At 70.2% G+C, this 26,809-nt stretch carries 25 protein-coding genes; 15 read left to right on the forward strand and 10 right to left on the reverse strand.

What is annotated here, in order from left to right:
- Window positions 1-7: 7 nt before the first annotated feature.
- The 12 genes from ASF58_RS03170 to ASF58_RS03225 all read left to right on the forward strand — a co-directional run bounded on the left by ASF58_RS03170 (window position 8) and on the right by ASF58_RS03225 (window position 11,683).
- A complete protein-coding gene (locus ASF58_RS03170) occupies window positions 8-412 on the forward strand; it encodes a DUF559 domain-containing protein (RefSeq protein WP_055947136.1) in 405 nt (134 codons plus the stop codon).
- Complete coding sequence (murB, locus tag ASF58_RS03175) at window positions 409-1,341, forward strand: UDP-N-acetylmuramate dehydrogenase (RefSeq protein ID WP_055947138.1); 933 nt, start codon at window positions 409-411, stop codon at window positions 1,339-1,341. Before ASF58_RS03170 ends, murB begins: the two co-directional genes overlap by 4 nt.
- Window positions 1,342-1,419: 78 nt before the next feature.
- A complete protein-coding gene (locus ASF58_RS03180) occupies window positions 1,420-1,611 on the forward strand; it encodes an AbrB/MazE/SpoVT family DNA-binding domain-containing protein (protein WP_244477170.1) in 192 nt (63 codons plus the stop codon).
- Between the two features lie 19 nt (window positions 1,612-1,630).
- Complete coding sequence (locus ASF58_RS03185) at window positions 1,631-1,972, forward strand: type II toxin-antitoxin system PemK/MazF family toxin (RefSeq protein WP_244477171.1); 342 nt, start codon at window positions 1,631-1,633, stop codon at window positions 1,970-1,972.
- A 38-nt stretch (window positions 1,973-2,010) separates the two neighbouring features.
- Complete coding sequence (locus ASF58_RS03190; protein WP_055947143.1) at window positions 2,011-2,934, forward strand: D-alanine--D-alanine ligase; 924 nt, start codon at window positions 2,011-2,013, stop codon at window positions 2,932-2,934.
- Window positions 2,901-3,872, forward strand: coding sequence for a cell division protein FtsQ/DivIB (locus ASF58_RS03195; RefSeq protein ID WP_055947145.1), 972 nt, complete (start codon window positions 2,901-2,903; stop codon window positions 3,870-3,872). Before ASF58_RS03190 ends, ASF58_RS03195 begins: the two co-directional genes overlap by 34 nt.
- Before the next feature lie 66 nt (window positions 3,873-3,938).
- Window positions 3,939-5,261, forward strand: a complete 1,323-nt coding sequence (gene ftsA / locus ASF58_RS03200; protein WP_055947147.1) for a cell division protein FtsA — start codon at window positions 3,939-3,941, stop codon at window positions 5,259-5,261.
- 120 nt (window positions 5,262-5,381) lie between these two features.
- Window positions 5,382-7,178: a cell division protein FtsZ gene (gene ftsZ, locus ASF58_RS03205; RefSeq protein ID WP_055947148.1), complete on the forward strand. Its 1,797-nt coding sequence runs from the start codon at window positions 5,382-5,384 to the stop codon at window positions 7,176-7,178.
- A 328-nt stretch (window positions 7,179-7,506) separates the two neighbouring features.
- The gene (gene lpxC, locus ASF58_RS03210; protein ID WP_055947150.1) at window positions 7,507-8,454 is read left to right on the forward strand and encodes a UDP-3-O-acyl-N-acetylglucosamine deacetylase; all 948 of its coding nucleotides are present in this window, start codon (window positions 7,507-7,509) and stop codon (window positions 8,452-8,454) included.
- A 221-nt stretch (window positions 8,455-8,675) separates the two neighbouring features.
- Complete coding sequence (locus ASF58_RS03215) at window positions 8,676-9,554, forward strand: outer membrane protein assembly factor BamD (RefSeq protein ID WP_055947152.1); 879 nt, start codon at window positions 8,676-8,678, stop codon at window positions 9,552-9,554.
- Between the two features lie 131 nt (window positions 9,555-9,685).
- Window positions 9,686-11,353, forward strand: coding sequence for a DNA repair protein RecN (gene recN / locus ASF58_RS03220; protein WP_055947153.1), 1,668 nt, complete (start codon window positions 9,686-9,688; stop codon window positions 11,351-11,353).
- 120 nt (window positions 11,354-11,473) lie between these two features.
- Window positions 11,474-11,683, forward strand: a complete 210-nt coding sequence (locus tag ASF58_RS03225; protein WP_146056308.1) for a hypothetical protein — start codon at window positions 11,474-11,476, stop codon at window positions 11,681-11,683.
- 6 nt (window positions 11,684-11,689) lie between these two features.
- On the opposite strand, the gene ASF58_RS03230 is transcribed toward ASF58_RS03225, so the two are convergent.
- Together ASF58_RS03230 and ASF58_RS03235 are read right to left on the reverse strand one after the other, a co-directional pair.
- The gene (locus ASF58_RS03230; RefSeq protein WP_055947157.1) at window positions 11,690-11,932 is read right to left on the reverse strand and encodes a hypothetical protein; all 243 of its coding nucleotides are present in this window, start codon (window positions 11,930-11,932) and stop codon (window positions 11,690-11,692) included.
- Window positions 11,933-12,021: 89 nt separating this feature from the next.
- The gene (locus ASF58_RS03235; RefSeq protein WP_055947159.1) at window positions 12,022-12,543 is read right to left on the reverse strand and encodes a GcrA family cell cycle regulator; all 522 of its coding nucleotides are present in this window, start codon (window positions 12,541-12,543) and stop codon (window positions 12,022-12,024) included.
- Between the two features lie 309 nt (window positions 12,544-12,852).
- Here ASF58_RS03235 and ASF58_RS03240 point away from each other — a divergent pair, with 309 nt between their 5' ends.
- Window positions 12,853-13,533 carry an HAD family hydrolase gene (locus ASF58_RS03240; protein WP_055947160.1) on the forward strand — a complete coding sequence of 227 codons (681 nt, stop codon included), beginning with the start codon at window positions 12,853-12,855 and terminating at the stop codon, window positions 13,531-13,533.
- A gap of 79 nt (window positions 13,534-13,612) precedes the next feature.
- Here ASF58_RS03240 and ASF58_RS03245 read toward each other — a convergent pair whose 3' ends face one another.
- From ASF58_RS03245 to ASF58_RS03265, 5 genes are all read right to left on the reverse strand, one after another.
- Window positions 13,613-14,329, reverse strand: a complete 717-nt coding sequence (locus ASF58_RS03245) for a DUF4142 domain-containing protein (protein WP_055947162.1) — start codon at window positions 14,327-14,329, stop codon at window positions 13,613-13,615.
- Window positions 14,330-14,780: 451 nt separating this feature from the next.
- A complete protein-coding gene (polA, locus tag ASF58_RS03250) occupies window positions 14,781-17,831 on the reverse strand; it encodes a DNA polymerase I (protein ID WP_055947164.1) in 3,051 nt (1,016 codons plus the stop codon).
- Between the two features lie 40 nt (window positions 17,832-17,871).
- A complete protein-coding gene (locus tag ASF58_RS03255) occupies window positions 17,872-18,231 on the reverse strand; it encodes a HepT-like ribonuclease domain-containing protein (protein WP_055947166.1) in 360 nt (119 codons plus the stop codon).
- The gene (locus ASF58_RS03260) at window positions 18,212-18,508 is read right to left on the reverse strand and encodes a hypothetical protein (protein ID WP_055947167.1); all 297 of its coding nucleotides are present in this window, start codon (window positions 18,506-18,508) and stop codon (window positions 18,212-18,214) included. The genes ASF58_RS03255 and ASF58_RS03260 overlap by 20 nt, the downstream gene beginning before the upstream one ends.
- Before the next feature lie 42 nt (window positions 18,509-18,550).
- On the reverse strand, window positions 18,551-19,708 hold the full coding sequence (locus ASF58_RS03265) for a YihY/virulence factor BrkB family protein (protein WP_055947169.1): 1,158 nt from the start codon (window positions 19,706-19,708) through the stop codon (window positions 18,551-18,553).
- Between the two features lie 332 nt (window positions 19,709-20,040).
- Between ASF58_RS03265 and ybaL the strand changes: the two genes are divergently transcribed.
- Window positions 20,041-21,855 (forward strand): YbaL family putative K(+) efflux transporter, encoded by a 1,815-nt coding sequence (ybaL, locus tag ASF58_RS03270; protein ID WP_055947173.1) that lies wholly within the window; start codon window positions 20,041-20,043, stop codon window positions 21,853-21,855.
- 3 nt (window positions 21,856-21,858) lie between these two features.
- On the opposite strand, the gene ASF58_RS03275 is transcribed toward ybaL, so the two are convergent.
- The 3 genes from ASF58_RS03275 to ASF58_RS03285 form a co-directional block, all read right to left on the reverse strand.
- Window positions 21,859-23,340 carry a UdgX family uracil-DNA binding protein gene (locus ASF58_RS03275; RefSeq protein ID WP_055947174.1) on the reverse strand — a complete coding sequence of 494 codons (1,482 nt, stop codon included), beginning with the start codon at window positions 23,338-23,340 and terminating at the stop codon, window positions 21,859-21,861.
- A 1-nt stretch (window position 23,341) separates the two neighbouring features.
- Entirely contained in the window at window positions 23,342-24,556 is a 1,215-nt protein-coding gene (locus ASF58_RS03280; protein WP_055947176.1) for a putative DNA modification/repair radical SAM protein, read from the reverse strand.
- Between the two features lie 122 nt (window positions 24,557-24,678).
- Window positions 24,679-25,296, reverse strand: a complete 618-nt coding sequence (locus tag ASF58_RS03285; protein WP_055947178.1) for a RecX family transcriptional regulator — start codon at window positions 25,294-25,296, stop codon at window positions 24,679-24,681.
- 81 nt (window positions 25,297-25,377) lie between these two features.
- On the opposite strand from ASF58_RS03285, the gene ASF58_RS03290 reads away from it, so the two are divergent.
- Complete coding sequence (locus tag ASF58_RS03290) at window positions 25,378-26,808, forward strand: TAXI family TRAP transporter solute-binding subunit (RefSeq protein ID WP_055947180.1); 1,431 nt, start codon at window positions 25,378-25,380, stop codon at window positions 26,806-26,808.
- Window position 26,809 lies beyond the last annotated feature (1 nt).

The following is a 26,809-nucleotide window of genomic DNA, read 5'->3' on the forward strand; positions in this document are numbered from 1 at the left end:
GCCGCCGATGCGTGCCGCTTCGAGGGCGCGCACGCGCTTCCGTTGGATCTTGCAGGGCAACGAAACGGGGTCCGGGCCTCGCCACCGTTCGCATCTGAGGGACCGGCGCTCCGCCGGCTTCCCGTTCGTCCGGCCGCAGCCGGTCGGCGGTTCCATCGCCGACATCGTCTGTCGCGCGCTGCGGTTCATCGTCGGCGCGGACGGCAGCCAGCAGGCCGGGAACAGGCGCGATCACGTCAGGGATGCCTGGCTGGCCGCGGGCGGCGATCGCGGCCTGCGCTTTTGGAACATCGACATCATGCAACAGACCGAGTGCGTCAGCGCGACGATCCTCGCTGCCCTCCCAGCCTCTCCCCGTCTGCGGGGCAAGGCCCTCTCCTCGCAGGCGACGAGAGGGGAGGGGCGCTCATGACCGCATTCCCGGACATCACCCCCGACATCCGTGCGAAGGCGCCGGCCCTGCGCGGGCGGCTCATCGCCAACCAGCCGCTCTCGGACCTGACCTGGTTCCGGGTCGGCGGCCCGGCGCAGGTGCTGTTCACCCCGGCCGACGCGGAAGACCTCGGTCTTCTGCTCTCGGTCCTCGATCCGGACATGCCCGTGACGGTGATCGGCCTCGGCTCGAACCTCATCGTGCGCGACGGTGGCGTACCCGGCGTCGTGGTGCGCCTCGGCGGCCGGGCCTTCGGCACGGTGGAGATCGACGGCGAGACCCTGCGGGTCGGGACCGCGGTGCCGGACATGCGCCTTGCCAAGGCAGCAGCCGAGGCCGGACTCGACGGGCTCGCGTTCTTTCGCGGCATTCCCGGTTCGGTCGGCGGCGCGCTGCGCATGAATGCCGGCGCCCATGGCGGCGAGACCACCGACGTGCTGGTGGAGGCCCACGGTGTCGACCGCCGGGGCGAGGCGCGTCGCTTCACCCATGCGGAGATGGGCTTCACCTATCGGCACAGCGGTGCCCCCGACGACGTGATCTTCACGCATGCGGTGTTCCGCGGGCGGCCCGGCGAGCGGGCGGCCATCGAGGCCGAGATGGACCGGGTGACGGCGGCGCGCGAGGCGGCCCAGCCGATCCGCGAGCGCACCGGCGGCTCGACCTTCAAGAACCCGCCCGGAGCCAAGGCCTGGCAACTCGTCGACGCGGCCGGCTGCCGTGGCCTGACGGTCGGCGGCGCGCAGGTCTCCGAGATGCACTGCAACTTCCTGATCAACCGCGACAATGCCACGGCGGCCGACATCGAGGGGCTCGGCGAAGAGGTCCGCCGACGCGTGCGCGAGACCTCCGGCGTCGAACTCCACTGGGAGATCAAGCGCATCGGAATGTCGACACCTGCGGGGTAAGGCGGTAAGACGTAAGGCTGCTGACGGGAGAGGCCGGTGACTGGGCGGGACGTTCTGACGGCCTATTCGAAGGTCTCCGTGAAGAGCCAGACCGTGCTACCCGCCGAAGTTCGGGCGCGCCTCGGCGTCGGCCCGGGTGATCGTCTTCGCTACGTGATCACGCCGGACGGCATCCGCATCGAAAAGGCGCGGCCCGAGGGTGAAGATCCCTTCGTGACCTTCACGGAATGGGCCGGTGCCGCCGACGAAGAAGCCTATGGCAATCTCTAGGGACCCCGACGGACGCATGGTGTCCGCGGGCGCCGTGGTGGTTGTCCCGTTTCCCTATTCCGACCGTCTCGCCGAGAAGCGTCGCCCGGCCGTCGTGGTCTCGGGACAGGCGGTCGCCGAGGCGGGATTCGTCTGGATCGCCATGATCACCAGTGCGAACAACCCCGCCATGGGGGGCGATCAGGCGATCGACGATCTTGTCGCTGCCGGGCTTGATGCGCCGTCCGTCGTCAGGCCCCTCAAGCTGGCCTGCATCGAACCCGCTCTCATCCTCAGGCGGATCGGGACACTGCCGCCGCTGGCGGCCGGCGCGGTTTTCGAGGCGGTCCGCGACAGGATCGGGCCCGGAAGGCCGGCGTGACGACGCAATCCATGTTCGTGCAAACCCCAGGAGTCCCCATGTCCAAGCACGTCGCCGTCCTGATGGGCGGGTGGTCCTCCGAGCGGCCGGTCTCGCTGAATTCGGGCCATGCCTGCGCCGATGCCCTGGAGGGCCAGGGTTTCCGCGTCACGCGGGTCGACGTCCAGCCGGACATCGCCACGGTGCTCACCGAGCTGCGGCCCGACGTGGCCTTCAACGCGCTGCACGGTCCGGCGGGCGAGGACGGCACCATCCAGGGGCTGCTGGAGCTGCTGCGCATCCCCTACACGCATTCCGGCGTGCTCGCCTCGGCGCTGGCGATGCATAAGGAACGTGCCAAAGTGATCATGCGGGCGGCCGGCGTCAGCGTCCCGGAGGGCCGCGTCGTTAACCGTCATGAGGCCGCAAAGTCACACGTGCTGACGCCGCCCTACGTGCTCAAGCCGGTGGCCGAGGGCTCCTCCATGGGGGTCATCATCGTGCGGGACGGACGCTCCCATCCGCCCCAGGAAGTGGGCCGGGAGGATTGGGGCTATGGCGATGAAATCCTTGCGGAAACCTACGTCGCCGGGCGCGAGCTGACCTGCGCCGTGATGGGCGACAGGGCCCTCGGGGTGATCGAGATCAAGCCGGCTTCGGGGGAGTGGTACGACTTCGACGCGAAGTACGCCGAGGGGGGGTCGATCCACGTCCTCCCGGCAGAAATTAAACCAAATCTTTACCAGCGTGTCCAAGAGTTGTCGTTAACGGCGCATCAAGCACTCGGGTGCCGGGGCATCAGCCGTGCGGACCTTCGCTACGACGACACACCGGGGGGAACCGGTGCCCTCGTCGTGCTGGAGGTCAACACGCAACCCGGCATGACGAAGACGAGCTTGGTCCCGGAGATGGCAGCCCATGCGGGCTATAGTTTCGGTGAGCTCGTCCAATGGATGGTGGGGGACGCAACGTTGGGCCGGTAGGGGCCGAAGGCCCGTTCGGCGGCCAGGGTCCGCTCGGGCCCGCCGCCGGCACGGTCGCCTCCGTTCGTGCGTCGCTGGCCGCCCGCCTGCGCCGCATCACGCCTCCCGGTCGCCGCTCGCGCCTCGCCAACCCGATCGAACGGCGCATCCCGCGCCACCTCGGCACGGCGGGCTTCTCCCTCTCCTTCGCGGCCCTCGCCCTCGCCGGCTTCGTCGGCAGCGGCGCCTATGATCGCTTCGTGGCCGAGCACGGCCGCCCCCTCGACATCGCGGCGCGGCTCGCCGGCTTCGGCGTCGAGCGCGTCACCATCTCGGGGATCGCCCGCCTCTACGAGCGCGAGGTCTTGCAGGCCGCCGGCATCGACGGGCACTCCTCGGTGGTCTTCCTCGATGTGGCGGAGGCCCGCGAGCGCCTCTTGGCGGTCCCGCTGATCGCCAGCGCCTCCGTGCGCAAGGTCTACCCGAACGAGATCGTCATCACCCAGGTCGAGCGCGAGCCCGCCGCCCTGTGGCAGCGCAACGGCGAGATTGCCGTGATCGCCGCCGACGGCACGGTGATCGACCAGATGCGCGACGACCGCTACGCCGCGCTTCCCCTCGTGGTCGGCGACGACGCCAACCTCAAGCTCAAGGACTACCTCGCCCTGATCGAAGCGGCCGGCTCCCTGGCCGAGCGGGTCAAGGCCGGGACCTACGTCTCCGGCCGTCGCTGGACCCTCAAGCTCGACGGCGTCGACATCCGCCTGCCCGAGACGGGCGCCACCGAGGCCCTGGCTCGGTTGGTCAAGCTCGAGCGCGACAACCGCATTCTCGAGAAGGACATCATCGCGGTGGACCTGCGCATGCCCGACCGGGTGGTGGTGCGGCTCACCGAGGAAGCGGCCGCGGCCCGCGCCGAATCCCAGAAGAAGTCCAAGCCCAAGGGGACCAGCACATGAGCCGCACGATCCGTCCGGCGCATCCCGCGTCCCGTCCCCGTTTCACCGCCTCCGCCCGGTAGCCCGATGCACGACCCGCACGGCCTCACCCCACGCCTGAAGCCCCTCTCCGCCCGGCGCAGCACCACCCTCTCGGTGCTCGACATCGGAACGAGCAAGGTCGTCTGCCTCATCGCCGAGCTCCAGCCGGCCGAGGCCCTCACCACCCTGCGCGGGCGCACCCACTTCGCCCGCGTCATCGGCATCGGCCACCAGCGTTCGCAGGGTCTCAAGGGCGGCGTCATCGTCGACCTCGAGGCGGCCGAGAGCGCGATCCGCCAGGCGGTCCACGCCGCCGAGCGGATGGCGAAGGTCGAGGTGCAGTCGGTCATCGTCAACATGTCCGGCGGCCGGATCGGATCGCAGCACTTCGAGGCCCGCGTCGGCACCCGCACCGGCACCGTCACGGGTTCCGACGTGGAGCGCGTGCTGGAAACCGCCTCGGCCCACGGCGTCAGCCCCGGCCGTGCCGTGCTCCATGCCCTGCCCACCGGCTACGCCATCGACGGCCAGGGCACGGTCATCGATCCCTCGGGCATGATGGGCGACGCCCTCGGGGTCGACCTCCACGTCGTCACCGGCGAGGCGGCCGCCGCCCGCAACCTCATGCTCGCCGTCGAGCACTGCCACCTCGGCGTCGAGGCGGTGATCGCCACGCCCTACGCCGCCGGCCTCTCGGCCCTGGTGGACGACGAAGCCGAGATGGGCGTCGCCGTGGTCGACATGGGCGGCGGCACCACCAGCGTCGGCGTGTTCTCCGGCGGCCACCTCGTCCACGTGGACGCGGTCGCGGTCGGCGGCCACCACGTCACCATGGATATCGCGCGCGGCCTCTCCACCCGGGTCGCCGCGGCCGAGCGCCTCAAGACCCTCTACGGCTCGGCCATCGCCACCGCCTCCGACGAGCGCGACATGATCGCGGTCCACGGGGTGGGCGAGGACGAGGGCGATGCCCCCAACCACGTGCCGCGCTCGCAGCTCGTGCGGATCATCCGCCCGCGCGTCGAGGAGGTGGTGGAACTGGTGCGCGACCGTCTGCGCGCCGCCGGCTTCTCGGCCCAGGCCGGGCGCCGGGTGGTGCTGACGGGGGGCGCGAGCCAGCTCGTCGGCCTGCCGGAGGTCGCCCGCCGGGTGATGGAGGGCCAGGTCCGCATCGGCCGGCCCCTCGGCATCCGCGGCCTGCCGGAGGCCGCCAAGGGACCCGCCTTCTCCGCCGCGGTGGGCCTCCTGGTCTACCCGCAGGTGGCGCATGCGGAGCATTTCGAGCCGCGGGGCCACGGGGCCTTCGCCGGTACGGGAACGGACGGCTACCTCTCGCGCGTCGGACGCTGGATCCGCGAGAGCTTCTGAGACGACCGCCGGCACGCCCGAAACCCCGCGGGGTGGGCGTGCATGGCCAGACCCAAATCGGCGCCCTGACTTCAAGGCGGGCGTCAAACGAAACGTGAAAGGCACGAGAGGCTCGACACCATGGCCATCAGTCTGCAGGCGCCGGATATCCGGGAACTCAAGCCCCGCATCACCGTCTTCGGTGTCGGCGGAGCCGGCGGCAACGCCGTCAACAACATGATCGAATCCGGCCTGCTGGGCTGCGAATTCGTGGTCGCCAACACCGACGCCCAGGCGCTGACCTCCTCGAAGGCCGAGCGCGTGATCCAGATGGGCCTCGGCGTGACGCAGGGCCTCGGCGCCGGCTCGCACCCCGAGGTCGGCTCTGCCGCCGCCGACGAGGTCATCGACGAGATCCGTGACCAGCTCTCCGGCGCCCACATGTGCTTCATCACCGCCGGCATGGGCGGCGGCACCGGCACCGGCGCGGCGCCCGTCATCGCCCGCGCCGCCCGCGACATGGGTATCCTGACCGTCGGTGTGGTCACGAAGCCGTTCCAGTTCGAGGGCGTGCGCCGGATGCGCACGGCCGAGGCCGGCATCCAAGAGCTCCAGGCCGCCGTCGACACCCTGATCGTGATCCCGAACCAGAACCTGTTCCGGGTCGCCAACGAGAAGACCACCTTCGCCGACGCCTTCGCGATGGCCGACCAGGTGCTCTACTCGGGCGTTGCCTGCATCACCGACCTGATGGTCAAGGAAGGCCTGATCAACCTCGACTTCGCCGACGTCCGCGCGATCATGCGCGGCATGGGCAAGGCCATGATGGGGACCGGCGAGGCCTCGGGCGAGAACCGCGCCAACCGCGCCGCGGAAGCCGCCATCGCCAACCCGCTCCTCGACGACGTCTCGATGAAGGGCGCCCGCGGCCTGCTGATCTCGATCACCGGCGGCAACGACCTCACCCTCTACGAGCTCGACGAGGCTGCCACCCGCATCCGCGAGGAGGTCGACTCGGACGCCAACATCATCCTGGGCGCCACCTTCGACGAGAGCCTCGACGGCATCATCCGGGTTTCCGTGGTCGCCACCGGCATCGAGCCGGCGCTGATCGCCGCCAACTCCCAGAACAACCCCGACATCGTCCAGACCGAGCAGCGCATCGCCGAGGTCGCCGAGCGTCTCCGTGCGGAAGCGAGGGCGCGGGCCGCACAGCCCGCGTCGACCTTTCGCCCCCTCGGACAGGACGGAGCCGTAGCGACCCCGGCCGCGCAGCCCGCTGCTCCGGCATCGCTGCAGGCCGCCCCGATCCAGGCCGCTCCGGTCCAGGCTCCGGTGCAGCAGATCCTGCGCGCCCCCGAGCCGGTGGCCCTCGCCCCCGAGCCCATGCGGGTCGAGCTGCCCCAGTCCCCGGTGATGCGCGACGAGGTGATGCTGACGCAGACCCAGCCGCGCGCCGCCATGTCCTACGAGCCCGCGCCGATGCCGGCTCCCGAGCCCGCGCCCCAGCATGCCGCCGGCCCCTTCGTGCCGCCCCGGCCGGCCGTGGCCGTGGCCCGCGCCCCCCGCATGCCGCAGATCCAGGACCTGCCGCTTCCCGCCCAGGCCCAGCTCCGGGCCCGCGAGGAGCAGCCGGCCGAGCCGGCCGGCGATTCCAAGCGCATGACGCTGCTGCGCCGTCTCGCGACGGTGGGCTTCGGCGGACGCCGTGAGGACGTCGAGGCTGCGTCGCCTGCGCCGATGCGGGCGCCCGCCGCACCGATCCCGCAGGCCGCCGCGCCCGCGGACTACGCCAAGCGCGCTCCCGTGCAGGCTACCCCGGCCTACCGTCCGGCCCAGGGCAACCTCGATCCCCAGGGTCGCGTCGCCCCCCAGGCCCGCATGATGGACGACGACCAGCTCGAGATCCCGGCCTTCCTGCGCCGCCAGGCGAACTGAACCCGGGGTCCGGCGGACCCTCAACGCCCAGGCTGAGATATTTCAGCCACAGGCCCGGAGCCTCGCGGCTCCGGGCTATGCCTATTGTTAAACCGTTGTTCCAAAACGAGATTCAGATTCGCTGGTGGAAACCGCGGCTGTAACACAGCGTAAGAATCCGTGATTTGGCCTGCCTTTGAGGCGCGGCTATACGAATTTTGGAACGACAAGGCGCGGTGGTTTCGACCATCAGACGCCGGCAGGGGCTTCAAGCAGCGGACGGATCGCAAGGGGCGCAGGGCCCATCCCGACGGGATGGGCGCGCCCGATCACGGCCGAGGGCTATGGAATGCGAACGAACCAACAGACGACACTCAAAGCCCCCGCCACCCTGAGCGGCATCGGCGTCCACTCCGGGAACCCGGTCGTGATCACGCTGCATCCGGCGCCCGCCAATCACGGCATCGCCTTCCTCCGCACCGGAATGCCCACCGGCAACGACCGGCTCATCAAGGCCCATCACGCCTGCGTCTCCGCCACCGAGCTCTGCACCGTCATCGGTGACGTCGAGAGCGGCGCGGTCGCCACCATCGAGCACCTGATGTCGGCGCTCTACGGTCTCGGGATCGACAACGTCCTCGTCGAGATCGACGGCCCCGAGATGCCCATCCTCGACGGCAGCGCGCTCCCCTACGTACAGGCCATCGACGCGGTCGGGACCGCGAGCTGCGGCGCCGCCAAGCGCTGGATCAAGGTCCTTCGCTCCGTCCGCATCGAGGTCGGCCGGGCCTTCGCCGAACTCCGCCCCATCGACCGGGGCTTCCGCCTCGACGTCGAGATCGACTTCGAAAACCCGGTGATCGGCCGCAGCCGCAAGGCGATGGACCTCACCCCCTCCGCCTACCGCCGCGAGATCGCCGGAGCCCGCACCTTCGGCATGATGCGGGACGTGGAGCGCTACTGGAAGGCGGGCTTCGCCCTGGGCGCCTCCCTCGAGAACACCGTCGCGGTCGGCGAGACCGCCGTCGTGAACCCCGAAGGCCTGCGCTACGCCGACGAGTTCGTCCGGCACAAGTTTCTCGACGCCGTGGGCGACCTTGCCCTCGCGGGTCTCCCGATCCAGGGCGGCTACCGCTCCTACTGCGGCGGACACCGCATGAATGTCGGCGTCCTCACCGCCCTGTTCTCCGATCGCGCCAACTACGCCATCGTCGAGGGGCCCAGCGCCCGCCGCGAGACCAGCCTGACCGAGTTCGGCGCCAGCCTCGGCATCGCCGCCTTCGTGGGCGATCTGTAGCGCCACCGACACACAGCCTTCGTTTCTGTCCAGGGCGTGGCCCGCCCGCCGCTTTCGCGCCCAAATCGCGCTCCACGGTGAATCGAGCGTGAAACGGGACGTCCGTCCGGTGTGCAGCGCACCCGGATCGTGGCATGAGGCCGTCAGCCACGCGACCGACCTTTGTGATGGCTTGACGACGCGAGTCCGGGAACGGACCCGTCTGTTGGGGGAACACCGGAATGCGCCTTACTCATCCCAACCGCGGTGCGATGGCGGCCGTGCTGGTGTCCGTCATCGGCTTCGGCCTCGGCGGATGCGACGCCCTCGACTCGATCAATCCCTTCGCCGAGAAGTACAAGCCGGAAGTCGTTCCGGATGTTCCCGCCGACAAGCTCTACAGCGAGGGCTTGGCGCGCATGGAGGACAAGGACTACGAGGGCGCCTCGAAGAAGTTCGGCGAGCTCGACAAGGCCTACAGCTATTCCGACTGGTCGCGCAAAGCGCTGCTGATGACGGCCTACGCGAATTACGAGGGTGCGAAGTACGACGACGCGATCAACGCCTCGAAGCGCTACCTGCAGCGCCATCCGGCGAGCAAGGATGCGGCCTACGCCCAGTACCTGATGGCGATGTCGCACTATAAGCAGATTCCGGACGTGACCCGCGACCAGGACCGCTCCGAGAAGGCGCTCGCCGGCCTGCAGGAGCTTGTCCAGAAGTATCCGACCTCCGAATACGCGGCCGACGCCAAGGCCAAGATCCAGATCACCCGCGACCAACTCGCCGGTAAGGAGATGGAGGTTGGGCGCTTCTACCTCGAGCGCCGGAACTTCCCGGCCGCGATCAACCGGTTCCGTGACGTGGTCAGCAAGTACCAGACGACCCGTCACGCCGAGGAGGCCCTGGAGCGCCTGACCGAGGCCTACATGGCTCTCGGCCTGACCCAGGAAGCCCAGACCTCCGCCGCCGTGCTCGGCCACAACTTCCCCGACAGCCCCTGGTACAAGGATGCGCACGCGCTCCTGCAGAACGGGGGCCTCGAGCCGCGCGAGGAGAAGACCTCCTGGCTCAGCAAGGTCTATCGCGGCGTCATCGGACGCACCGCCGAGGCCCAGTAGGCCCCGGGCCCGCCCCCGCATCGAGGGCCGCTTTGCCGCTCCCCCAGGGGGGCGGCATCTTTTTGCGTGAAGCCGGCGGCACTTCGCCGTAAACACGGCGCCAGCATCCACAACGGGACCCCAGACGCGGCATGCTGAGCCAGCTCGCGATCCGCGACATCGTTCTCATCGACAAGCTCGTCCTGACCTTTCGCGAGGGCCTCAGCGTCCTCACCGGCGAGACGGGCGCGGGCAAGTCGATCCTGCTCGATGCCTTTGCCCTGGCGCTCGGCGGCCGCGGCGACGGCCGGCTCGTGCGCCACGGGGAAGGGCAGGGCGCCGTCACGGCCGTCTTCGACGTGCCCCTCGATCATCCGGCCCGGGCGCTCGCCGCCGAGGCGGAGATCGACACCGAGGGCGATCTCATCCTCCGTCGCGTGCAGATGGCGGACGGACGCACGCGCGCCTTCGTCAACGATCAGGCCGTGGGCGTCCAGGTCCTGCGTGCCATCGGCGCGGCGCTTGTGGAGATCCACGGGCAGCACGACGACCGGGCGCTGGCCGATCCCACTACCCACCGTGCCATCCTGGACGCCTTCGGGGGCCTGCAGGGCCCGCTGGCCCAGGTCGCCGAGGCCGCCAAGCGCGTGAAGGGCGCCCGCTCCGCCCTGTCCGAGCACCGGGCCCGGGTGGAGGCCGCCGCCAAGGAATCCGACTTCCTGCGCCATGCCGTGGCGGAGCTCGAAACCCTCGCGCCGGAACCGGGCGAGGAGACCACCCTGGCCGAGCGCCGCACGGTGATGCAGCAGAGCGAGAAGGTCGCGCGCGAGCTGAACGAGGCGATCGAGGCCTCGGGCGGCCCCATCGTATCCCATCTCTCCTCCGCCCTGCGCAAACTGGAGCGCCGGGCGGCGCAGCTGCCGGCCCTGGTCGAACCCTGCGTCGCCGCCCTCGACACGGCCCTGACCGCTCTCGACGAGGCCCACACCATCCTCGACGTGGCCCTGCGCGAGGCGGAGTTCGATCCGCGCGAGCTGGAGCGGGTGGAGGAGCGACTGTTCGCCCTTCGGGCCGCCGCGCGGAAATACCAGGTGCCGGTCGACGATCTTGCCGCCCTGCGCGTACGCTACGCCGCGGACGTCGCTGCGATCGACGCCGGCGAGGAAGCCCTCGGCGGTCTGGAGGCCACGCTGGCTGCGGCGGAGGCCGCCTACGCGAAGGCCGCCGCCAAGCTCACCGACGGGCGCAAGCGCGCGGCCAAGGCCCTCGACGCGGCGGTGAAGGCCGAGCTGCCGCCACTCAAGCTGGAGCGCGCCCGCTTCATCACCGAGATCGCCACCGATCCGGACTCCCGCGATCCGTCCGGCTACGACCGCGTGGAGTTCTGGGCCCAGACCAATCCGGGTACGCGCCCGGGGCCGATGATGAAGGTGGCCTCGGGCGGCGAGCTCTCGCGCTTCATGCTGGCCCTGAAGGTGGTGCTCGCCGACAAGGGCTCCGCGCCGACCCTGATCTTCGACGAGATCGACACCGGCGTCGGCGGGGCGGTGGCCGATGCCATCGGCGCCCGGCTCGGGCGCCTGGCCACGCAGGTCCAGGTGGTGGCCGTGACCCACGCGCCCCAGGTGGCGGCGCGGGCGGAAACGCATTTCCTGATCGCCAAGGATCCCGTGAAGGGCAGCGACCGGGTCGCCACGCGGGTCGCCTCCCTGGAAGCGCCGGCGCGCCGGGAGGAAATCGCCCGGATGCTGGCCGGTGCCACGGTGACCGACGAGGCCCGGGCCGCGGCGGCACGCCTGCTTCAGGCGGCCGACGCCTGAGCGCTGTAGGACGGCTCGGCCTTTAACGTTTCCTTAACCATGTTGGACGACACTCGTTAAACGGCGAGTGCGCTCCATTTCGGCGCCGGCGTTGGATCGCTCGAACGAGGGACTGAGACGTTGGACCAGAGAGTTTGCGACGGCGAGATGCGGGAGGACGCGACGCATGCGTGTCAGCCCAACCTGCCCGACGACACGCGGTACCGTCTCGGAACCGCGCTGCGTTCGATCTACGAAGAGACCTGCGACACCCTGCCGATCCCGGACAGCCAGATCGATCTCCTGCTGCGCCTGCGGCACAAGGAGCGGGATCTGCGGCGGCTCGACTAGGACCCGCTACCAGCGCCGCGCATTCGGCTGCCGCTTGTACTCGGCGGCGCGGATCTGGGTCATGACCCGGTCGAGGCTGAGAAGCAGCGCCTTCTCGTCGTCGGCGGCCTGGTCCACGGCCTCCTGGCCGGGGCCGAACTGCCGGCGCAGCTGCACCAGCGACAATTGACGTTCCAGATCCTCGCGCTGCGCATGCAGGTCGAGGAACGCGGCCTCGTTGCCGTCGATCGTGGTCGTTCGCTCCGTCACGGCTCGTCACCTTCTCTCGCCGGTCCGAAACCGGCGACGGTGATCAACGCGCGAAGTCTCCAAACCGTGCCGCGCCCGTGCGCAGCGGATCAGCGAAAGCCGCCGACGCGCCGGTCCCGCTTGCGCTCGGCCGCCGGCTGGTAGGCAATCTGCGCGTGGGCGGTGCAGTAGGGCAGACCCGTGATCGACCGGTCGCCGCAATAGTGGAAGTCGGGCGAAGTCGGATCGCCGATGGGCCAGCGGCACATCGATTCCCGCAGGTCCATGATCGTCACGCGACGCGAGAGCGTCAGGGCGACCGGGGCCACCACGACCGGTGCGGCCGCGGGAGCCTCGAAGGCAACCGCGGCGTCGTCGAGGTCAGGGGCCACGATCGCGGGCGCCACGACCTCGAGTTCCGGCTCGCGCACGACCTTACGCGGCGACACGCCGGGCGTCTCGGCCGACTTGACGCGGCCCGAGAGGCCGAGCCGATGGACCTTGCCGATGACTGCGTTGCGCGTCACGCCGCCGAGCTGCGTCGCGATCTGGCTGGCGCTCAGGCCATCCTCCCACAGCCGGCGCAGGAGATCGACCCGCTCGTCCGACCAACCCGGGACCGTTTCCGCCATAGCCCCCTCCGAAATCGCCCGCTTCCGTCCGTTCGACTCACGTGACGCCCCTGCACCGGGCCTGCGGCGCCGAGATCAAGACCGTCATCGGGTGAAGGACAGCGGCCCCCCGGCCGTCGATGTGAGAACCGTACAGGACGCCGAGACGCCGAGGCAAGTGCGGCCGGGATGATGCCGCGGCACCCCTGTCACCTGTCCACCGGCAAAGGCCGGGCGGCCCCGTGCCCAACGATCTCGCCCGTGCAGCCCGGATGGGCTAGAGCGGCGGCTCCGTGCCCTCCCGTCCGCCCCCTGATCCTGCGAGTGTCCATGACCGCCCTGCCGCCCATCGCCGTCTTCGATCTCGACGGGACCCTGGCCGAGACCGCCGGCGACCTGATCGGCACCCTGAACGTGATCCTGCGTCGCGAGGGCCTCCAGGCCCTGCCCCTCGAGCAGGCCCGCGACATGATCGGCGCGGGGGCCAAGGCGCTGATCCAGCGCGGCTTCACGACGGCCGGCGAGCCGTTGTCGACCGAACGGCTGGAGGCGCTGTTCTCTGACTTCATCGCCCATTACGGCGATCATCTCTGCGAGCAGTCGCACCTGTTCCCCGGCGTCGTCGAGGCCCTGGACGCCCTGCGGGGCCGCGGCTTCCTCCTCGCCGTCTGCACCAACAAGTACGAGGGCCAGGCCGTGCGCCTGCTCGAACTCCTGGGCGCGGCCGACCGCTTCGCGACGATCTGCGGCCGCGAGACCTTCCCGTACTTCAAGCCGGATCCGCGCCACATCACCCTGACCATCGAGCGCGCCGGTGGCGACCCGGCCCGCGCCGTGATGGTGGGGGATTCCCGCGCCGACATCGATGCCGCCAAGGCCGCCGGCATTCCAGTCGTGGCGGTGCCCTTCGGCTACACCGACCTGCCCGTGACCGCGCTCGGACCGGACCGGGTCATCGCCCATTTCGACGAGCTCGGCGCTGCCGTGGCGGCGCTCGTCCCGAACGCGTGAAGCGGGCGACGGGACCGGGCCACGAAAAAAGGGCCGCCCCACGGGGCGACCCTTTCGCATTTGGATCGAAGACGACCGCTCAGTTGATGCGGTCGGCGAGGTTGGCCGAGTGGGCGTGCTCGCCGGCGATGTAGGGCAGCGCCTGGTTGGCGAACTCACGACCCTGCACGCTGTCGCCGTTGCGAGCGTAGGAGGCGTAGAGGCCGAGGGTGCGGGCGTCCGAGTTGGCCTGCTGGTCGACGTAGGTGCGGTCGAAGTCACGGCCCGTGCGGGCGGACTTCAGGCGATCGAGCCGGCCCTGACCCTCGGCCCCGATGGCGACGCGGCGGCCCGGCTCGGCGGGGCTGTTGTCCACGAGGCCGACGCCGCCGAGGACGCCACCGACGACGCGCTGGGCGATGGTGGCCGAGATCGTCACCGGGGCGAGGACGACGCCAACCGGGTTGTCGAGGCGGGTCTCGAAGGGCTGAGTGTCGGAAACCACGGTGCCGCCAGCGGTCAGCGAGGTGCCCTCGGGCAGCAGCGCCTGGGTGGTGGCCTTACGCTCGACCAGGACGTTGTGGGCGTACTGACGGACGCGCGGGTTGCGCGAGCGCTCCAGGGCGATGCGGCTCGACTCGATGCTAACGGCGTCCGAGCGAAGGGCAGCGGCGCGGAAGTCAGAGGTGTCGGTCACGGTCGGCTGGTTGCCGTCGAACTGCGGGGCGACGCGGAAGGACAGCGGCTCCTGGGCCAGGGCCGGGGTGGCGAGGGTAGCGACCGACAGGCCGAGGGCGGCGAGGAGGGACTTGGTCATGGCGAGTTCTCTTTCCAGAGCGCCTGAACGGCGCCGTTCTTGATGATCGTTTGCGGTGCGGCAACACGTGGCCCGACCGGGCGTTCCACCCTGCGTCGCATTGGAGCATTGCGTTCGCGGGGGTGTTATTCGGCGCCTTCGACTCCAGAGCGGGTCGGTTCCTGGGAGGGGATTCCGGCGTCAGGATCGGATGTCGGATCAGCAAGCGCGCGGGTCCCTGCGTGAAGTTCGACCGCTCCTCGACAGCCTGACCCGCTTGCCCGCGTACGCCCGAAGTCGGACGCCGTGGCTCATCCCTCGGGGCCGGTGAGGGTGGCGCGGTACAATGCGTCGCCCTCCGCAATCGTGAGCGGCAACCCGGTCGCACGGCTTCGCCACCGGTGCGGGGAGCCGACCGTTGCACCGCTGTTCCGGCGGGACGGGTGGGCCGGTCCGGCGCGCGAGGCGCTTCTCAGTGCGCCTCTTCCCAGTTCAGGGCAGCGCGGGCCTCGACCACCAGCGGGACCTTCAAGGTCAGAGCGGGGGCGGGGGCGTCGACCATGATGCGGGTGATCACCGGCAGGGCCTTCTCGACCTCGTCCTCGGGTGCCTCGAACACGAGTTCGTCGTGCACCTGCAGGAGCATGCGCACGTTCAGGCGCTCGGCCCGCAGCGCTTCCTCCATGCGGATCATCGCCCGGCGGATGATGTCGGCGGCCGAGCCCTGGATCGGTGCGTTGATGGCCTGACGCTCGACGGAGGCGCGCTCGTTGGGGTTGTTCGAGCGGATCTGCGGATAATGGCAGACCCGGCCGAACAGGGTGGTGACGTAGCCGAGATCCCGGCAGCGCCGCTTGGTGTCGTCGATATAGGCGCGGATGCCGGGAAAGCGCTCGAAATACTGCTTGATGAAGGCGCCCGCCTCCTCGCGGCCGATGCCGAGGCGGTCGGCGAGGCCGAAAGCCGAGATGCCGTAGATGATGCCGAAGTTGATGGTCTTGGCCCGCCGGCGCAGGTCCGGCGTCATCTCGGCGAGCGGCACGCCGAACATCGCGCTGGCGGTGGCCGCGTGGATGTCGATGCCGTCCGCGAAAGCCTGGCGCAGCTGCGGGATGTCGGCGATGTGGGCGAGAAGGCGCAGTTCGATCTGGCTGTAATCGGCCGAGATCAGGCGGTTGCCCTCCGCCGCCACGAAGGCCCGGCGGATGCGGCGGCCTTCCTCGGTGCGGATCGGGATGTTCTGCAGGTTCGGCTCGGAGGAGGAGAGCCGGCCGGTGGTGGTGGCGGCCAGCGAGAACGAGGTGTGGACCCGGTCGGTCTCCCGGTCCGCATGCTGCTGCAGCGAATCCGTGTAGGTGGATTTCAGCTTGGCGAGCTGGCGCCATTCGAGGATCTTCTTCGGCAGCGGATGCCCGGCCTGGGCGAGCTCCTCCAGCAGGGTCGCGGGCGTCGCCCACTGGCCCGAGGGCGTCTTCTTGGCGCCGGGCAGGCCCATCTTGCCGAACAGGATGTCGCCGATCTGCTTCGGCGAGGAGACCTGGAATTTCTCGCCCGCATCCTCCTGGATCTCCTCTTCCAGACGCACCAGGATCTGCGAGAAGTCGCCGGACAGCCGGCTGAGCATGTTGCGGTCGACGCGGATGCCCTCCGCCTCCATCCGGGCGATCACCGGCACCAGCGGACGCTCCAGGGTCTCGTAGACGGCGACGCGCTTCTCGGCCACGAGCCGAGGCTTCATCATCCGCCACAGGCGCAGGGTGACGTCGGCATCCTCGGCCGCGTAGGCGGTGGCCTTGTCCAGCGCGACCCGGTCGAAGGTGACCTTGGCCCGGCCCGTGCCGGCCACGTCCGAGAAGGTGATGGGCTGGTGCCCGAGATGGCGGCGGGCGAGCTCGTCCATGCCGTGCCCGCCCTTGCCGGCATCGAGCACGTAGGAGATCAGCATGGTGTCGTCGAAGGGCGCCACCCGGATGCCGTAGCGCGACAGGACGGCAAAGTCGTATTTCAGGTTCTGGCCGACCTTCAGGACGCCCGGATTCTCGAGAAGCGGCTTCAGCCGCGCGATCGCCGCCTTGAGGGGAATCTGGCCGGGCAGCAGGCCGTCGCCGAACAGGTCGTCGCCCCCGCTATGCGCGAGGGGGATGTAGGCCGCCCGGCCCGGCGCCACGCAGAGGGAGACGCCCACGAGGTTGGCGTGGTTGGAATCCAGCGAATCCGTCTCGGTGTCGACGGCGATGACACCGGCCTCCTCGGCCTCGGCGATCCAGGCGTCGAGCTGCTCGACGGACCCGATCGTCTCGTAGGCGGCCGTGTCGAAGGGCTTCACCGACTCCGCCGCCCGCGCCGCCACGAGGCCGGCGGGCGTCGGCTCGGAGGGGCCGCGGGGCTTGGGCGCGACATCGGGCAGGCCGAGGTCGGCGAAGGGATCGACCTCGCCGCTCGGGGCGCCGGACGCGGTCTCGGGATCGACGGGCACCGGGTCGCCGTGGGCGTCCGGGAAGAACGGGGCGTCGGGCGCGGGTTCGCGGTTCGGCAGCAATGCCGGGTCGGGCTGCACCGCCTCCGGGTCGACGTGGAGCATCTGGGCGATGCGCCGGGTCAGGGTGTTGAACTCCATCGCCTTGAGGAAGCCGACGAGTTTCTGCGGATCGGGCTTGGGCAGGCGCAGGTCGTCCAGCGGCACCGGAAGGGGCACGTTCTCCTCAAGCGCCACCAGCCTTCGCGAGAGGCGGGCCTGGTCGATGCTGGCGAGCAGGGTCTCGCGGCGTTTGGGCTGCTTGATCTCGGCGGCGCGCTCCAGAAGCGCGTCGAGGCTGCCGTATTCCTTGATCAGGGCCGCGGCGGTCTTCAGGCCGATGCCGGGCACGCCCGGCACGTTGTCCGAGGTGTCGCCGATCAGCGCCAGGGCGTCTCCGATCTGCTCAGGCTGCAGGCCCTCCCACTTGGCGATGATCGCTTCGCGGTCGAGGTTGCGCTCGGGCCGGTAGCCGGGCTTGCCCTTGGCGCCGGACTCGAAGTCGTAGAACCGCACCAGGGGGCCGACGAGCTGCATCAGGTCCTTGTCGGACGAGACGATGATGACGCCGGCCCCGCGCGCCTCGGCCTGGCGCGAATAGGTGGCGATGAGGTCGTCGGCCTCGTAGCGGATCAACTCGATCGGCTGCAGGCCGAAGGCCCGCACGGCGTCGCGCATCAGCGGCATCTGCCGCTTGAGGTCGTCCGGCGCGTCCGGACGGTGGCCCTTGTAGTCGGGGAAGAGCTCCTTGCGGAACGAGCCCTCCGACTTGTCGAACACGATGGCGAGGTGCGTCGGCATCACCCCGGCCGCACCCTCCTGCACGAACTGGGCGATCTTGGTGCAGAACAGCCGCACCGCGCCGGTGGGCAGGCCATCCGACGGCCGCGTGTTGTACTTCTGGTCCTGGTTGATCGACTGGAAATACGCGCGAAAGATGAACGACGACCCGTCGACCAGGATGATCTGATCGCCGGGGCCGACGGGAGCGGAAGCGGGAGACGTCATCGGGCGCGGGATCTCGTGAAGGGGATCGGGACGGCCGCGCTCAGGGAGCCGGCGGTCGGCTCAGTTCGGCACGGCAGACCGCGATGATCGAGGTCAGAGGGTCGTGGACGGTCTTCCAAACGATGTCCAGCGCCACCCGCTGATCGGCGTGACGGTCGAGATTCCCGGCATCCGCGATGTCGCGCCACGGAATCTCGGGGTGGCGCGCCTGTCTGTCGGGCCCGAAACGCCGGCTCGCTTCCGGGATGATCTCGAGGCCGCGCATGACGGCACCATCGGTGCGCTGGTCGGACTCGAAGGTCGCGGAGGTCATGCCGGCGACGACTTGCACGGCCGCCTCAGCGTTGACGATGATGTCCTTACAGGCATCGGGCTCGCGTTCAGCCGGCAGGAACGGCATCACGCTCGATCCGTGTCCTGATCCGCTTCTTCAAGCTCTGCCGATCGCCCACCTCGACCGCCACCGGGAACAGATCCCCGATGACGTGGCAGGGACCGACTGAGCCGTAGACGTCGCGCTTCAGGTCCTTGCCCAGGTCGATCAGGGTATCGACGTCACATCCGGCCTGCACTTGCCCGAGCGCCGTCGAGTCGAACAGCGTCGCATGCCAGATGCCACACTGCTGCAAGGCGCGCTCACGCGTTCGCAGGATCTCAATGGTGGCGTCGCGTTCCATGAAGGGAGCCTACCGCAACGCGGGCGGTGGCCGGAAGACCCCTCACGTCGCAGCCCCCACCGTATCGGCCATCCGGGCGTCGCGGGTTCCGAGCGGCTGCTCCGGGCCGCGCGTGGTGTCGGCCTCGGTCTGATGCTCCATCTCGGCGTTGACCTCGGCGCCGATGAGCACGATCGTGGTGGAAATCCAGATCCAGGTCATGAAGCCGATCACGGCGCCCAGCGAGCCGTAAGTCTCGTTGTACTTGCCGAAATTGGAGACGTACCAGGAGAAGCCCAGCGAGGTGACGAGCCAGGCCACGGCGGCCAGGGCGCTGCCCCAGGTCACCCAGCGCCAGCGCGGGGCGTCGCGGCTCGGGCCGTAGCGGTAGAGCAGGGCAAGGCCGCCGAGCACGGCGGCGAGGAGCACTGGCCAGCGCAGCAGGGCGATGTACCAGGCTTCCGAACTCAGCCCGATGATGTTGATCGCCGCCGGAACCACCACGATCCCGACCAGTGCCAGGATGATGAACAGCAGCGCGCCGGCGGTGAACGCCAGCGAGCGCAGGTTGAGCCAGATGAAGCTCCGCGTCTCGCGCTCCTCGTAGACGATGTTCAGGGCGGAAAAGACCGCCTTCATGCCGCCGTTCGCGCTCCACAGCGACAGGACGATGCCGGTGAAGAAGGTCAGGCCGAGGGTGGTGTCCCCCTTGGCGGCGATGCGCTTGACCTGCTCGCCGATGATGTCGAGGGCCCCGGAGGGGATGACGCCCTGCAGGCTCTGCAGGTGCTCGTTGATGGTGGCCACGTCCGCCACGAGCCCGTAGCACGAGACCAGGGCGGCGATGGCGGGGAAGATCGCCAGGAGCACGTAGAAGGTCACGCCGGCGGCGACCGAGACGATGTTGTTCTCCGAGACGTCGTGGAACACCCGCATCCCGATATCCTTCCAGCCCTTCGCCGGAATCTCGGAGGGCGTGCGCGCCCCGCGGCCGCGCTCGGGCTCGGCCCTGGCCACCCGACGGGCGTCGGTGCCGGCATGCGAGGGGGAGGGTCGGCGGGTCGGATCCTTCGGCATCGCCCGGGCTGGTGCCGTCCCGCCGGTCCTACGCGGAAGGGCGACGAAGCCGAGAAGCGCGGTGGCGAGGGCGACGGTCCAGAGGGTCGAGTTTCGGGTTTCAACTGCATTGGGCGCAGTCGAATGCTCGTTCGGTGAGGTCATCGATCGTCCGTTCCGCCGAAGGGATCGTCATTGCAAGGTGATGCTGGCGTTGCTCGACGCAACAAACGTTGCTTCGACAACGGGATGCGACGGCCAAGAGTTTCCTTGCGGTTCACGGAAAAGCGAGCAGGGGCGATGCGGCGGCCCGTCCGGATTTATTCCGCGAAACACCGGTCCGAGGGCCGACATTGTGCGTCGGGGCACGTGAAGGGACGCGCGGCGCGGAATTTCGGGCGCAGCCTGCACGTGGGGGCCGTTCGCGGCTTGCTCTCGCGGGCGCCACGCGGCACGGCCCCAGGAGCCCCAGACCTCGACCCGGAGACGTCCGCCCCGTGCCGCACGCGACAGAGCTGATCGCCATCATCGCCCTCGGCCTCGTCCTGGCCTTCGTGTGCGGAATGCTGGCGCAGCGCCTGCGCCTTCCGCCCCTCGTGGGCTACCTCCTCGCGGGCGTCCTCGTCGGCCCCTATACGCCGGGCTTCGTGGGCAACAGCCAGCTCGCCGGGCAGCTGGCCGAGATCGGCGTGATCCTGCTGATGTTCGGCGTCGGCCTGCACTTCTCGATCAAGGACCTGATGGCGGTGCGTGCCATCGCCCTGCCGGGCGCCATCGTGCAGATCCTGGCGGCCACCGCCATGGGCGGCGCCCTGGCGCTGGCCTGGGGCTGGGGCCTCGGCGCGGGTCTCGTCTTCGGCCTCGCCCTGTCGGTGGCGAGTACGGTGGTGCTGCTGCGGGCGCTGGAGGAGCGCCGGCTGCTCGACAGCGACAAGGGCCGCATCGCGGTGGGCTGGCTCATCGTCGAGGACCTGGCGATGGTGCTGGCCCTCGTGCTGCTTCCGGCGCTGGCCCCTTCCCTCGGGGGCGACGGAGCGGGTGCCGCGCACCATGCCGGGGACGGCAACCTCTGGCTGACCCTCGGACTGACGCTGGCCAAGGTCGCGGTCTTCGCCGCCGTGATGCTGGTGGGCGGCCGGCGCTTCGTGCCCTGGCTCCTCGACCAGGCGGCCCGCACGGGCTCGCGCGAACTCTTCACCCTGGCGGTGCTGGCCCTGGCGCTCGGCATCGCCTTCGGCTCCGCGGAGCTCTTCGGCGTCTCGTTCGCCCTCGGGGCGTTCTTCGCCGGCATGGTGCTCGCCGAATCCGACCTCAGCCATCAGGCCGCGGCCGATTCCCTGCCGCTGCAGGACGCCTTCGCGGTGCTGTTCTTCGTCTCGGTCGGCATGCTGTTCGACCCCGGCATCCTGGTCCGCGAGCCGCTCTCGGTGCTGGCGGTGCTCGGCGTCATCCTCATCGGCAAGTCCCTGGCGGCGGTGGCGATCGTGCTGGCCTTCCGGCATCCCCTCGGCACCGCGCTCACCATCGCGGCGAGCCTTGCCCAGATCGGCGAGTTCTCGTTCATCCTCGTCAGCCTCGGCCTGTCCCTGAAGCTCCTGCCGGAGGAGGGGCGCGACCTCATCCTCGGGGGCGCCATCCTGTCCATCACCCTGAACCCGCTGTTCTTCGCGCTCACCGACTGGATCGGACGCAAGGTCGCCGAGCGCCCGACCCTCGCCGCCCGCTTCGAGCGCAAGGGCGCCGCAGCCCTGGCGGTCACCAGCGAGAGCCCGCCGCATCGGGGCCACGCGATCATCATCGGCTATGGCCGGGTCGGCAGCACCATCGGCAAGGCGCTGAAGGCCTGGGACCTGCCCTACATCGTCCTCGACCGCGACCGCCGCCGGGTGCTGGAGCTGCGGCAGGAGGGCATCGAGGCGGTCTTCGGCGACGCCACGGCGCCGGGCATCCTGCAGGCCGCCGACATCGCCCAGGCCCGCCTGATCGTGGTCGCGACACCGGAGGCCCACACGACACGGCGCATCGTCGAGCTCGCCCGCGAGATCCATCCGGACATCGACACCCTGGTGCGCACCCACAACGACGGCGAGCGCCGCCACTTCGAGGAGCAGGGCGTCGGCCTCGTGCTGATGGCCGAGCGCGAACTGGCCTTCGGCATGACCCTCTATGCTCTGCGCAGCCTCGGCCTGAAGGAGGGCGAGGCCCGGATCTTCGTCGACAGCACCCGGGTCGAGAGCCGCTCGGCGCCCATCGAGACCGCGGTCGACCAGGTCACGCCGGAGCTGCGTCCCCACAAGGAGGAGGGGACATAGCCCTCAGGCCGCCAGCGACTGTCCGAGTGCGTGGACCCGGCGCAGGTCGGCGACGAAAGCCGCGTAGGCTTCCGCCTTCGCCTCGTCCGGCAGGCGCAGCAGGTAGGATGGGTGCACGGTGATGAAGCCCGCATAGGGCTTCTCGAACTGCGCCGGCCCCCGGGCCCGGGTGATCGGGATGGCCTTGCCCGTCAGGGCCAGGACGGCGGTGGCGCCGAGCGCCACCACGAGCTTCGGCGCGACGAAATCGAGCTCCCGGTCGAGCCACCAACGGTAGTGGCTGACCTCGCCGGCGGTGGGTTTCTGGTGGATGCGGCGCTTGCCCCGCTCCTCGAACTTGAAGTGCTTGACCGCATTGGTGAGGTAGGCCTCGCCCCGGTCGATTCCGGCCTCGGCCATCGCCCGCGAGAGCAGTTGCCCGGCGGGGCCGATGAAGGGGCGCCCCTGGCGGTCCTCCTGGTCACCCGGCTGCTCGCCCACGAAGGCGATGGAGGCGCCCACCGGCCCCTCGCCGAGGACCGCCTGGGTCGCGCCGGGGACCAGCGGCTCCGAGCGCCGGATGATGGCGTTGAGCGCCTCCAGCGAATCCGGGGCCTGATCCGCCATGGCCGCGACGGCCCGGGCGGGATTGCGCTTGACCGGCATTTGCGGCTCCCTCTCGATCATGGCGCCGGTCCGCGCCGCCGCCTGCCGGACGAGGCCCGGAATGGCGGCGGTTTCGGGCATGTTGCGCCAGTACTTCTTCGGCATCTCCGCCCGCATCGCGGCGAGGTTCGTCCGGGCGGGGTTGAACGTGCTCTCGTAGTAATCGCGCCAGCCGGACTCGAAGCCATCCTGGGCCGGTGCGTCCTCGCGTCGCCCCGGCGGCCCGAACGCCAGGGTCTCGCGGTCCCAGCGGGCGGAACCCTCCGGCGTCAGGATCGTCCAGTCGAGCCCGCGGAAGCGATCGACGAAGAACGGAGCGGCCGCCCCGAGGATGTGGTGGTCCGGCTCGAACCAGGCGACGAAGCGCTCGGGCCCATCCCCCGCGACGCGGCGGAAACGCAGGAAGGCGTGCATCTTGTGCAGGTCGCGGGCGATGGCCTTGCGCATCCGCTCCAGGCGGTGGACCAGCGGGTCGCTGGAGATCTCCAGCAAGCGGCGCTCGCCCTGCAGGATGCGCCAGATCAGGTCGTAGAGCAGGGCGTAGCGCTCGGGATCGCGGTGGAGCACCACCCGGGCGACCATCTCGCCCACCCCGCGCGGCAGGCTCAAGGGAGCCTCGCCGGAGGGCGCAGGCGCCGGCGCCCCGAACAGCCCGGACGCTTCGCCGATGGACCACAGCACCCGCTCCGGGGGGATGCCCCGGCCGGCGAGGCGACGGGCCGCAGCCCGGAATCCGTCGAGGTCCGCGCCGGGCGAGAGGGCGACGGCTTCGAGCGCGCCGCGCCCGAACCCTTCCCCCTCCGCCGGGGAGGGCGGGGCGGATCGGTGCGCGCCCGCCATCCTAGAACAGGCTCAGTTGCTTGGGCGGATCGGCGAGACGCGCCCGCAGGTCGAGCCGGTCGGTGAGGCCGCCCGCCGGGTGGTAATCGGCGGCGATGAGGAAGGGCCGGGCCCGCTTCAGGGCCGAGGTCAGCCGCGCGACGTCGTCGAGACGCAGGCGGGTGTGCCGGCGGGCCCGGATAATCTTGTCCACCGCCCGGGCGCCGAGGCCCGGCACCCGCAGCAGCATCTCGCGGTCGGCGGCGTTCACGTCGACCGGGAAGCGCGCCCGATGCTTCAGGGCCCAGGCCAGCTTCGGGTCAATGTCGAGGGAGAGCATCCCGTCCTCGGTGGCGTCGGCCACGTCGTCGGGCGTGAACGCGTAGTACCGCAGGAGCCAGTCGCCCTGGTACAGGCGGTGCTCGCGCTGGAGCGGCGGCGCTGTCAGCGGCAGGATGGTCGAGCCGTCGGGAATGGGGCTGAAGGCCGAGTAGTAGACCCGCTTGAGGTTGTACGAGCCGTACAGGAGCGCGCTCTTCCGGATCAGCGCCTCGTCCGTGGTGGCGTCGGCCCCGACGATGACCTGCGTCGACTGGCCGGCCGGGGAGAACCGGCGCTTCTCGGCCTTGGCCTCGACGATGCGTTCGCCGATCTGCGCGATGGCGTGCTGGATGACCGCGCCGTCCTTCTCGGGAGCCAGGCGCTCCAGGCTCGCCTCGGTGGGCAACTCGACGTTGATCGAGAGTCGGTCGGCGTAGAGGCCAGCCTCCTCGATCAGCCAGGGGCTCGCTTCCGGGATCGACTTCAGGTGGATGTAGCCGCGAAAGCCGTGGTCGCGTCGCAGCGACTTGGCCACCCGGGTCAGCAACTCCATGGTGTGGTCCGGCGACTTGATGATGCCGGAAGAGAGGAACAGCCCCTCGATGTAGTTGCGCTTGTAGAATTCCACCGTGAGGGTGACGACCTCCTCGACGGAGAACTTTGCGCGCTGCACGTTGGAGGAACGCCGGTTCACGCAGTAGGCGCAGTCGAACAGGCAGTAGTTCGTCAGCAGGATCTTCAGGAGCGAGATGCAGCGCCCGTCCGGCGTATAGGCATGGCAGATGCCGGCGCCGGTGGTCGAGCCGAGCTCGCCCTTGCCGGCCGTGCGCTTGGGCGCCCCGGAGGACGAGCACGAGGCGTCGTACTTGGCGGCATCGGCGAGGATGCGCAGCTTCTTCGCGAGCGTTTCGTCCATCGAAGAGAGATGCGCCTCGTTCGTGGTTCGTTCAAGTTTTCGCGGGGGAATTCGCGCTTTCTCCGCCGCCGCGATGTCGCAGCGCGCTTCGTGGAACTCAAGCGCGGACGCGGGTTCCGCAGTTAAGCTTCGGGGTCGGCGATTTCGGCATCGAGATCCGCCTCGATCACTTGTCGTCCGAGGCCATACGGGAAGCCGGCACGCGCCATGGCGGCGAGGTCCCGGTCGCGGTGGGCCTCGCGGGTCCCGGGACGGCGCCAGGGTCCGAGGCGCCGCCGCTTGGCATAGGCCCGGGCCGCTTCCGCCTCGAGATCGACATCCGCGTCCGCCGTCTCCCGCTCCGCCTCCATCGCGCTGGCCACTTGCTCGCGCGACACGCCCTTGGCGGCGAGCTTGGCGGACAAGGCCCGGGCGGAAGCGCCGCGCCGGCGCAGGGCCGCCAAGCGCCCGGCGGTGAAGCGGGCGTCGTCGACGAGGCCGGCGCTGACGGCCCGGGCCACCGTGGCCTCGATCGCCTCCGCGAAGGCGCCCGCCTCCTCGCCGCGCAGGCGGCAGCGCTTGTCCACCCGCCGCTTCAGCGTCTGCCGCAGCATTGCCACGGAGGCGCTGTAGCGCTCGAGGTAATGCAGGGCCGCCCGCTCGAGATAGGCGGGGGTGACGGGCGGGGGCGGTTTGACCTCGGCCCGGCCATCCGGTGCGGCTCCGGTGGGGCGGCGGGACGCAACGTTTCGCGGTGTCATCGGTTCTTCACGATCCGGACGGGTTTCGGGTGTCGGTCTCGCAGATATGGTGATCACGCTGGACAAAGGCTCGTTCCTGCCATGCCGGCATTTCTCGTGAGACGCGAGTGGCTTCTCGTCCTCCTGGCGCTCGGCTTCGCCGTGGTGGCGGGGATGCTGGTCTACCTGTCGCGCCCCACCACCCTGACCGTGGCGGTCGGCCCCCGGGACGGCGCCGAGGCGACCCTGCTGCAGACCTACGCCCAGGCCCTGGCCCGTGGCCGCGAGGATGTCCGCCTCAAGCTGAACTTCTACGATGACGTGCGCGACAGCGCCGAGGCGCTCCAGAACAACAAGGCCGACCTCGCCGTGGTCCGGCCGGACGTACTCCTGCCCGAGAACGGCCTCACCCTGGCGATCCTGCACGACGAGGCGCTGCTGATCGCCGCCCCCGAGGCGGCCGGCATCGAGAACTTCCCCGACCTCGCGCGCAAGCGCCTCGGCGTGGTCGAGCGGCACGCCGCCGACATGCCGTTCGTGACGAACCTCCTCGCCTTCTACGACTTCTCGGCCCAGCCGGCCTCCGAGCCGGTTCCCGAGGGTGGCCTCGGCCCGACCCGGGTCGCCCTCGTGCCGCTCACGCCCCAGGAAGTCACCAGCGCCATCGCGGAGGGGCGCGTCGACGCGGTGGCGGTCATCGCCGCCCCGGCCTCGAAGGCGGCGATCTCGACGGTGCGCGCCGTCGAGGCGGCCTCGGCCGAGAAGAAGATCAACTTCGTCTCCGTCCCGGACGGCGGGGCGATCATCCAGCGGATGCCCGAGCTGCAATCCGTGACGATCCCGGCCGGCACCTTCGGCGGCCGTCCCAAGCGCCCGGACGAGGACGTGAAGACGGTGGGCGCGTCCTACCGGCTGATGGCGCGCGGCGGCGTCAGCCGTTTCACGGTCGCCTCGGTGACCCAGCACCTGTTCGAGTGGCGCTCCAAGCTGGCGCCCCTGGCACCCATCGCCAACCTGATGAAGGCGCCGGACTTCGATTCCACCGTCGCGGCCACGAGCGCGCGCCTGCCGAACCATCCCGGCGCGGTGGATTACTTCGAGCGCGAACAGCAGACGGTGTTCGAGCGCTACGAGGACTACATCTACCTGCTGGCGTTCTTCGGCGGCACCGTCGGATCGGGCGTCGCCTGGATCGCCCAGCGCCTCGCCCGCAAGCGCCGCGAGCGCATCGACATCGTCCTCGACCGGCTCCTCGACATCCTGCGCGAGGTGCGCGCCGCCACCTGCAAGGCCGACCTCGACGGCCTCGTGCGCGAGACCGACGACCTCGTGGCCGACGTCGTCCAGCACGCTCGCGAGCGCAACATCGACAACCGTACCGTGAGCGCCCTCATCCTGGCCATCGATGCCGTCCACGCGGCGATCAACGACGAGCGGCGCAATCTCGGCGCAGGCGGTATCGAGAGCGGGCGCGCGGTGGACCATGCCCGCACGGCCCGTCTGCTCTCGCTCCACGCGCCGGCGGCAGAGTAGC

This window comes from Methylobacterium sp. Leaf125 (assembly GCF_001423085.1).
Classification (GTDB): Bacteria; Pseudomonadota; Alphaproteobacteria; order Rhizobiales; family Beijerinckiaceae; genus Methylobacterium.

Bases quoted from the DNA above. Each gene is read 5' to 3' on its own strand.
- ASF58_RS03170 (WP_055947136.1), top strand. From the start codon at position 8: ATGCGTGCCGCTTCGAGGGCGCGCACGCGCTTCCGTTGGATCTTGCAG.
- murB (WP_055947138.1), top strand. From the start codon at position 409: ATGACCGCATTCCCGGACATCACCCCCGACATCCGTGCGAAGGCGCCG.
- ASF58_RS03190 (WP_055947143.1), top strand. From the start codon at position 2,011: ATGTCCAAGCACGTCGCCGTCCTGATGGGCGGGTGGTCCTCCGAGCGG.
- ASF58_RS03195 (WP_055947145.1), top strand. From the start codon at position 2,901: ATGGATGGTGGGGGACGCAACGTTGGGCCGGTAGGGGCCGAAGGCCCG.
- ftsA (WP_055947147.1), top strand. From the start codon at position 3,939: ATGCACGACCCGCACGGCCTCACCCCACGCCTGAAGCCCCTCTCCGCC.
- ftsZ (WP_055947148.1), top strand. From the start codon at position 5,382: ATGGCCATCAGTCTGCAGGCGCCGGATATCCGGGAACTCAAGCCCCGC.
- lpxC (WP_055947150.1), top strand. From the start codon at position 7,507: ATGCGAACGAACCAACAGACGACACTCAAAGCCCCCGCCACCCTGAGC.
- ASF58_RS03215 (WP_055947152.1), top strand. From the start codon at position 8,676: ATGCGCCTTACTCATCCCAACCGCGGTGCGATGGCGGCCGTGCTGGTG.
- recN (WP_055947153.1), top strand. From the start codon at position 9,686: ATGCTGAGCCAGCTCGCGATCCGCGACATCGTTCTCATCGACAAGCTC.
- ASF58_RS03235 (WP_055947159.1), bottom strand. From the start codon at position 12,543: ATGGCGGAAACGGTCCCGGGTTGGTCGGACGAGCGGGTCGATCTCCTG.
- ASF58_RS03240 (WP_055947160.1), top strand. From the start codon at position 12,853: ATGACCGCCCTGCCGCCCATCGCCGTCTTCGATCTCGACGGGACCCTG.
- ASF58_RS03245 (WP_055947162.1), bottom strand. From the start codon at position 14,329: ATGACCAAGTCCCTCCTCGCCGCCCTCGGCCTGTCGGTCGCTACCCTC.
- polA (WP_055947164.1), bottom strand. From the start codon at position 17,831: ATGACGTCTCCCGCTTCCGCTCCCGTCGGCCCCGGCGATCAGATCATC.
- ASF58_RS03255 (WP_055947166.1), bottom strand. From the start codon at position 18,231: ATGCCGTTCCTGCCGGCTGAACGCGAGCCCGATGCCTGTAAGGACATC.
- ASF58_RS03260 (WP_055947167.1), bottom strand. From the start codon at position 18,508: ATGGAACGCGACGCCACCATTGAGATCCTGCGAACGCGTGAGCGCGCC.
- ASF58_RS03265 (WP_055947169.1), bottom strand. From the start codon at position 19,708: ATGACCTCACCGAACGAGCATTCGACTGCGCCCAATGCAGTTGAAACC.
- ASF58_RS03275 (WP_055947174.1), bottom strand. From the start codon at position 23,340: ATGGCGGGCGCGCACCGATCCGCCCCGCCCTCCCCGGCGGAGGGGGAA.
- ASF58_RS03280 (WP_055947176.1), bottom strand. From the start codon at position 24,556: ATGGACGAAACGCTCGCGAAGAAGCTGCGCATCCTCGCCGATGCCGCC.
- ASF58_RS03285 (WP_055947178.1), bottom strand. From the start codon at position 25,296: ATGACACCGCGAAACGTTGCGTCCCGCCGCCCCACCGGAGCCGCACCG.
- ASF58_RS03290 (WP_055947180.1), top strand. From the start codon at position 25,378: ATGCCGGCATTTCTCGTGAGACGCGAGTGGCTTCTCGTCCTCCTGGCG.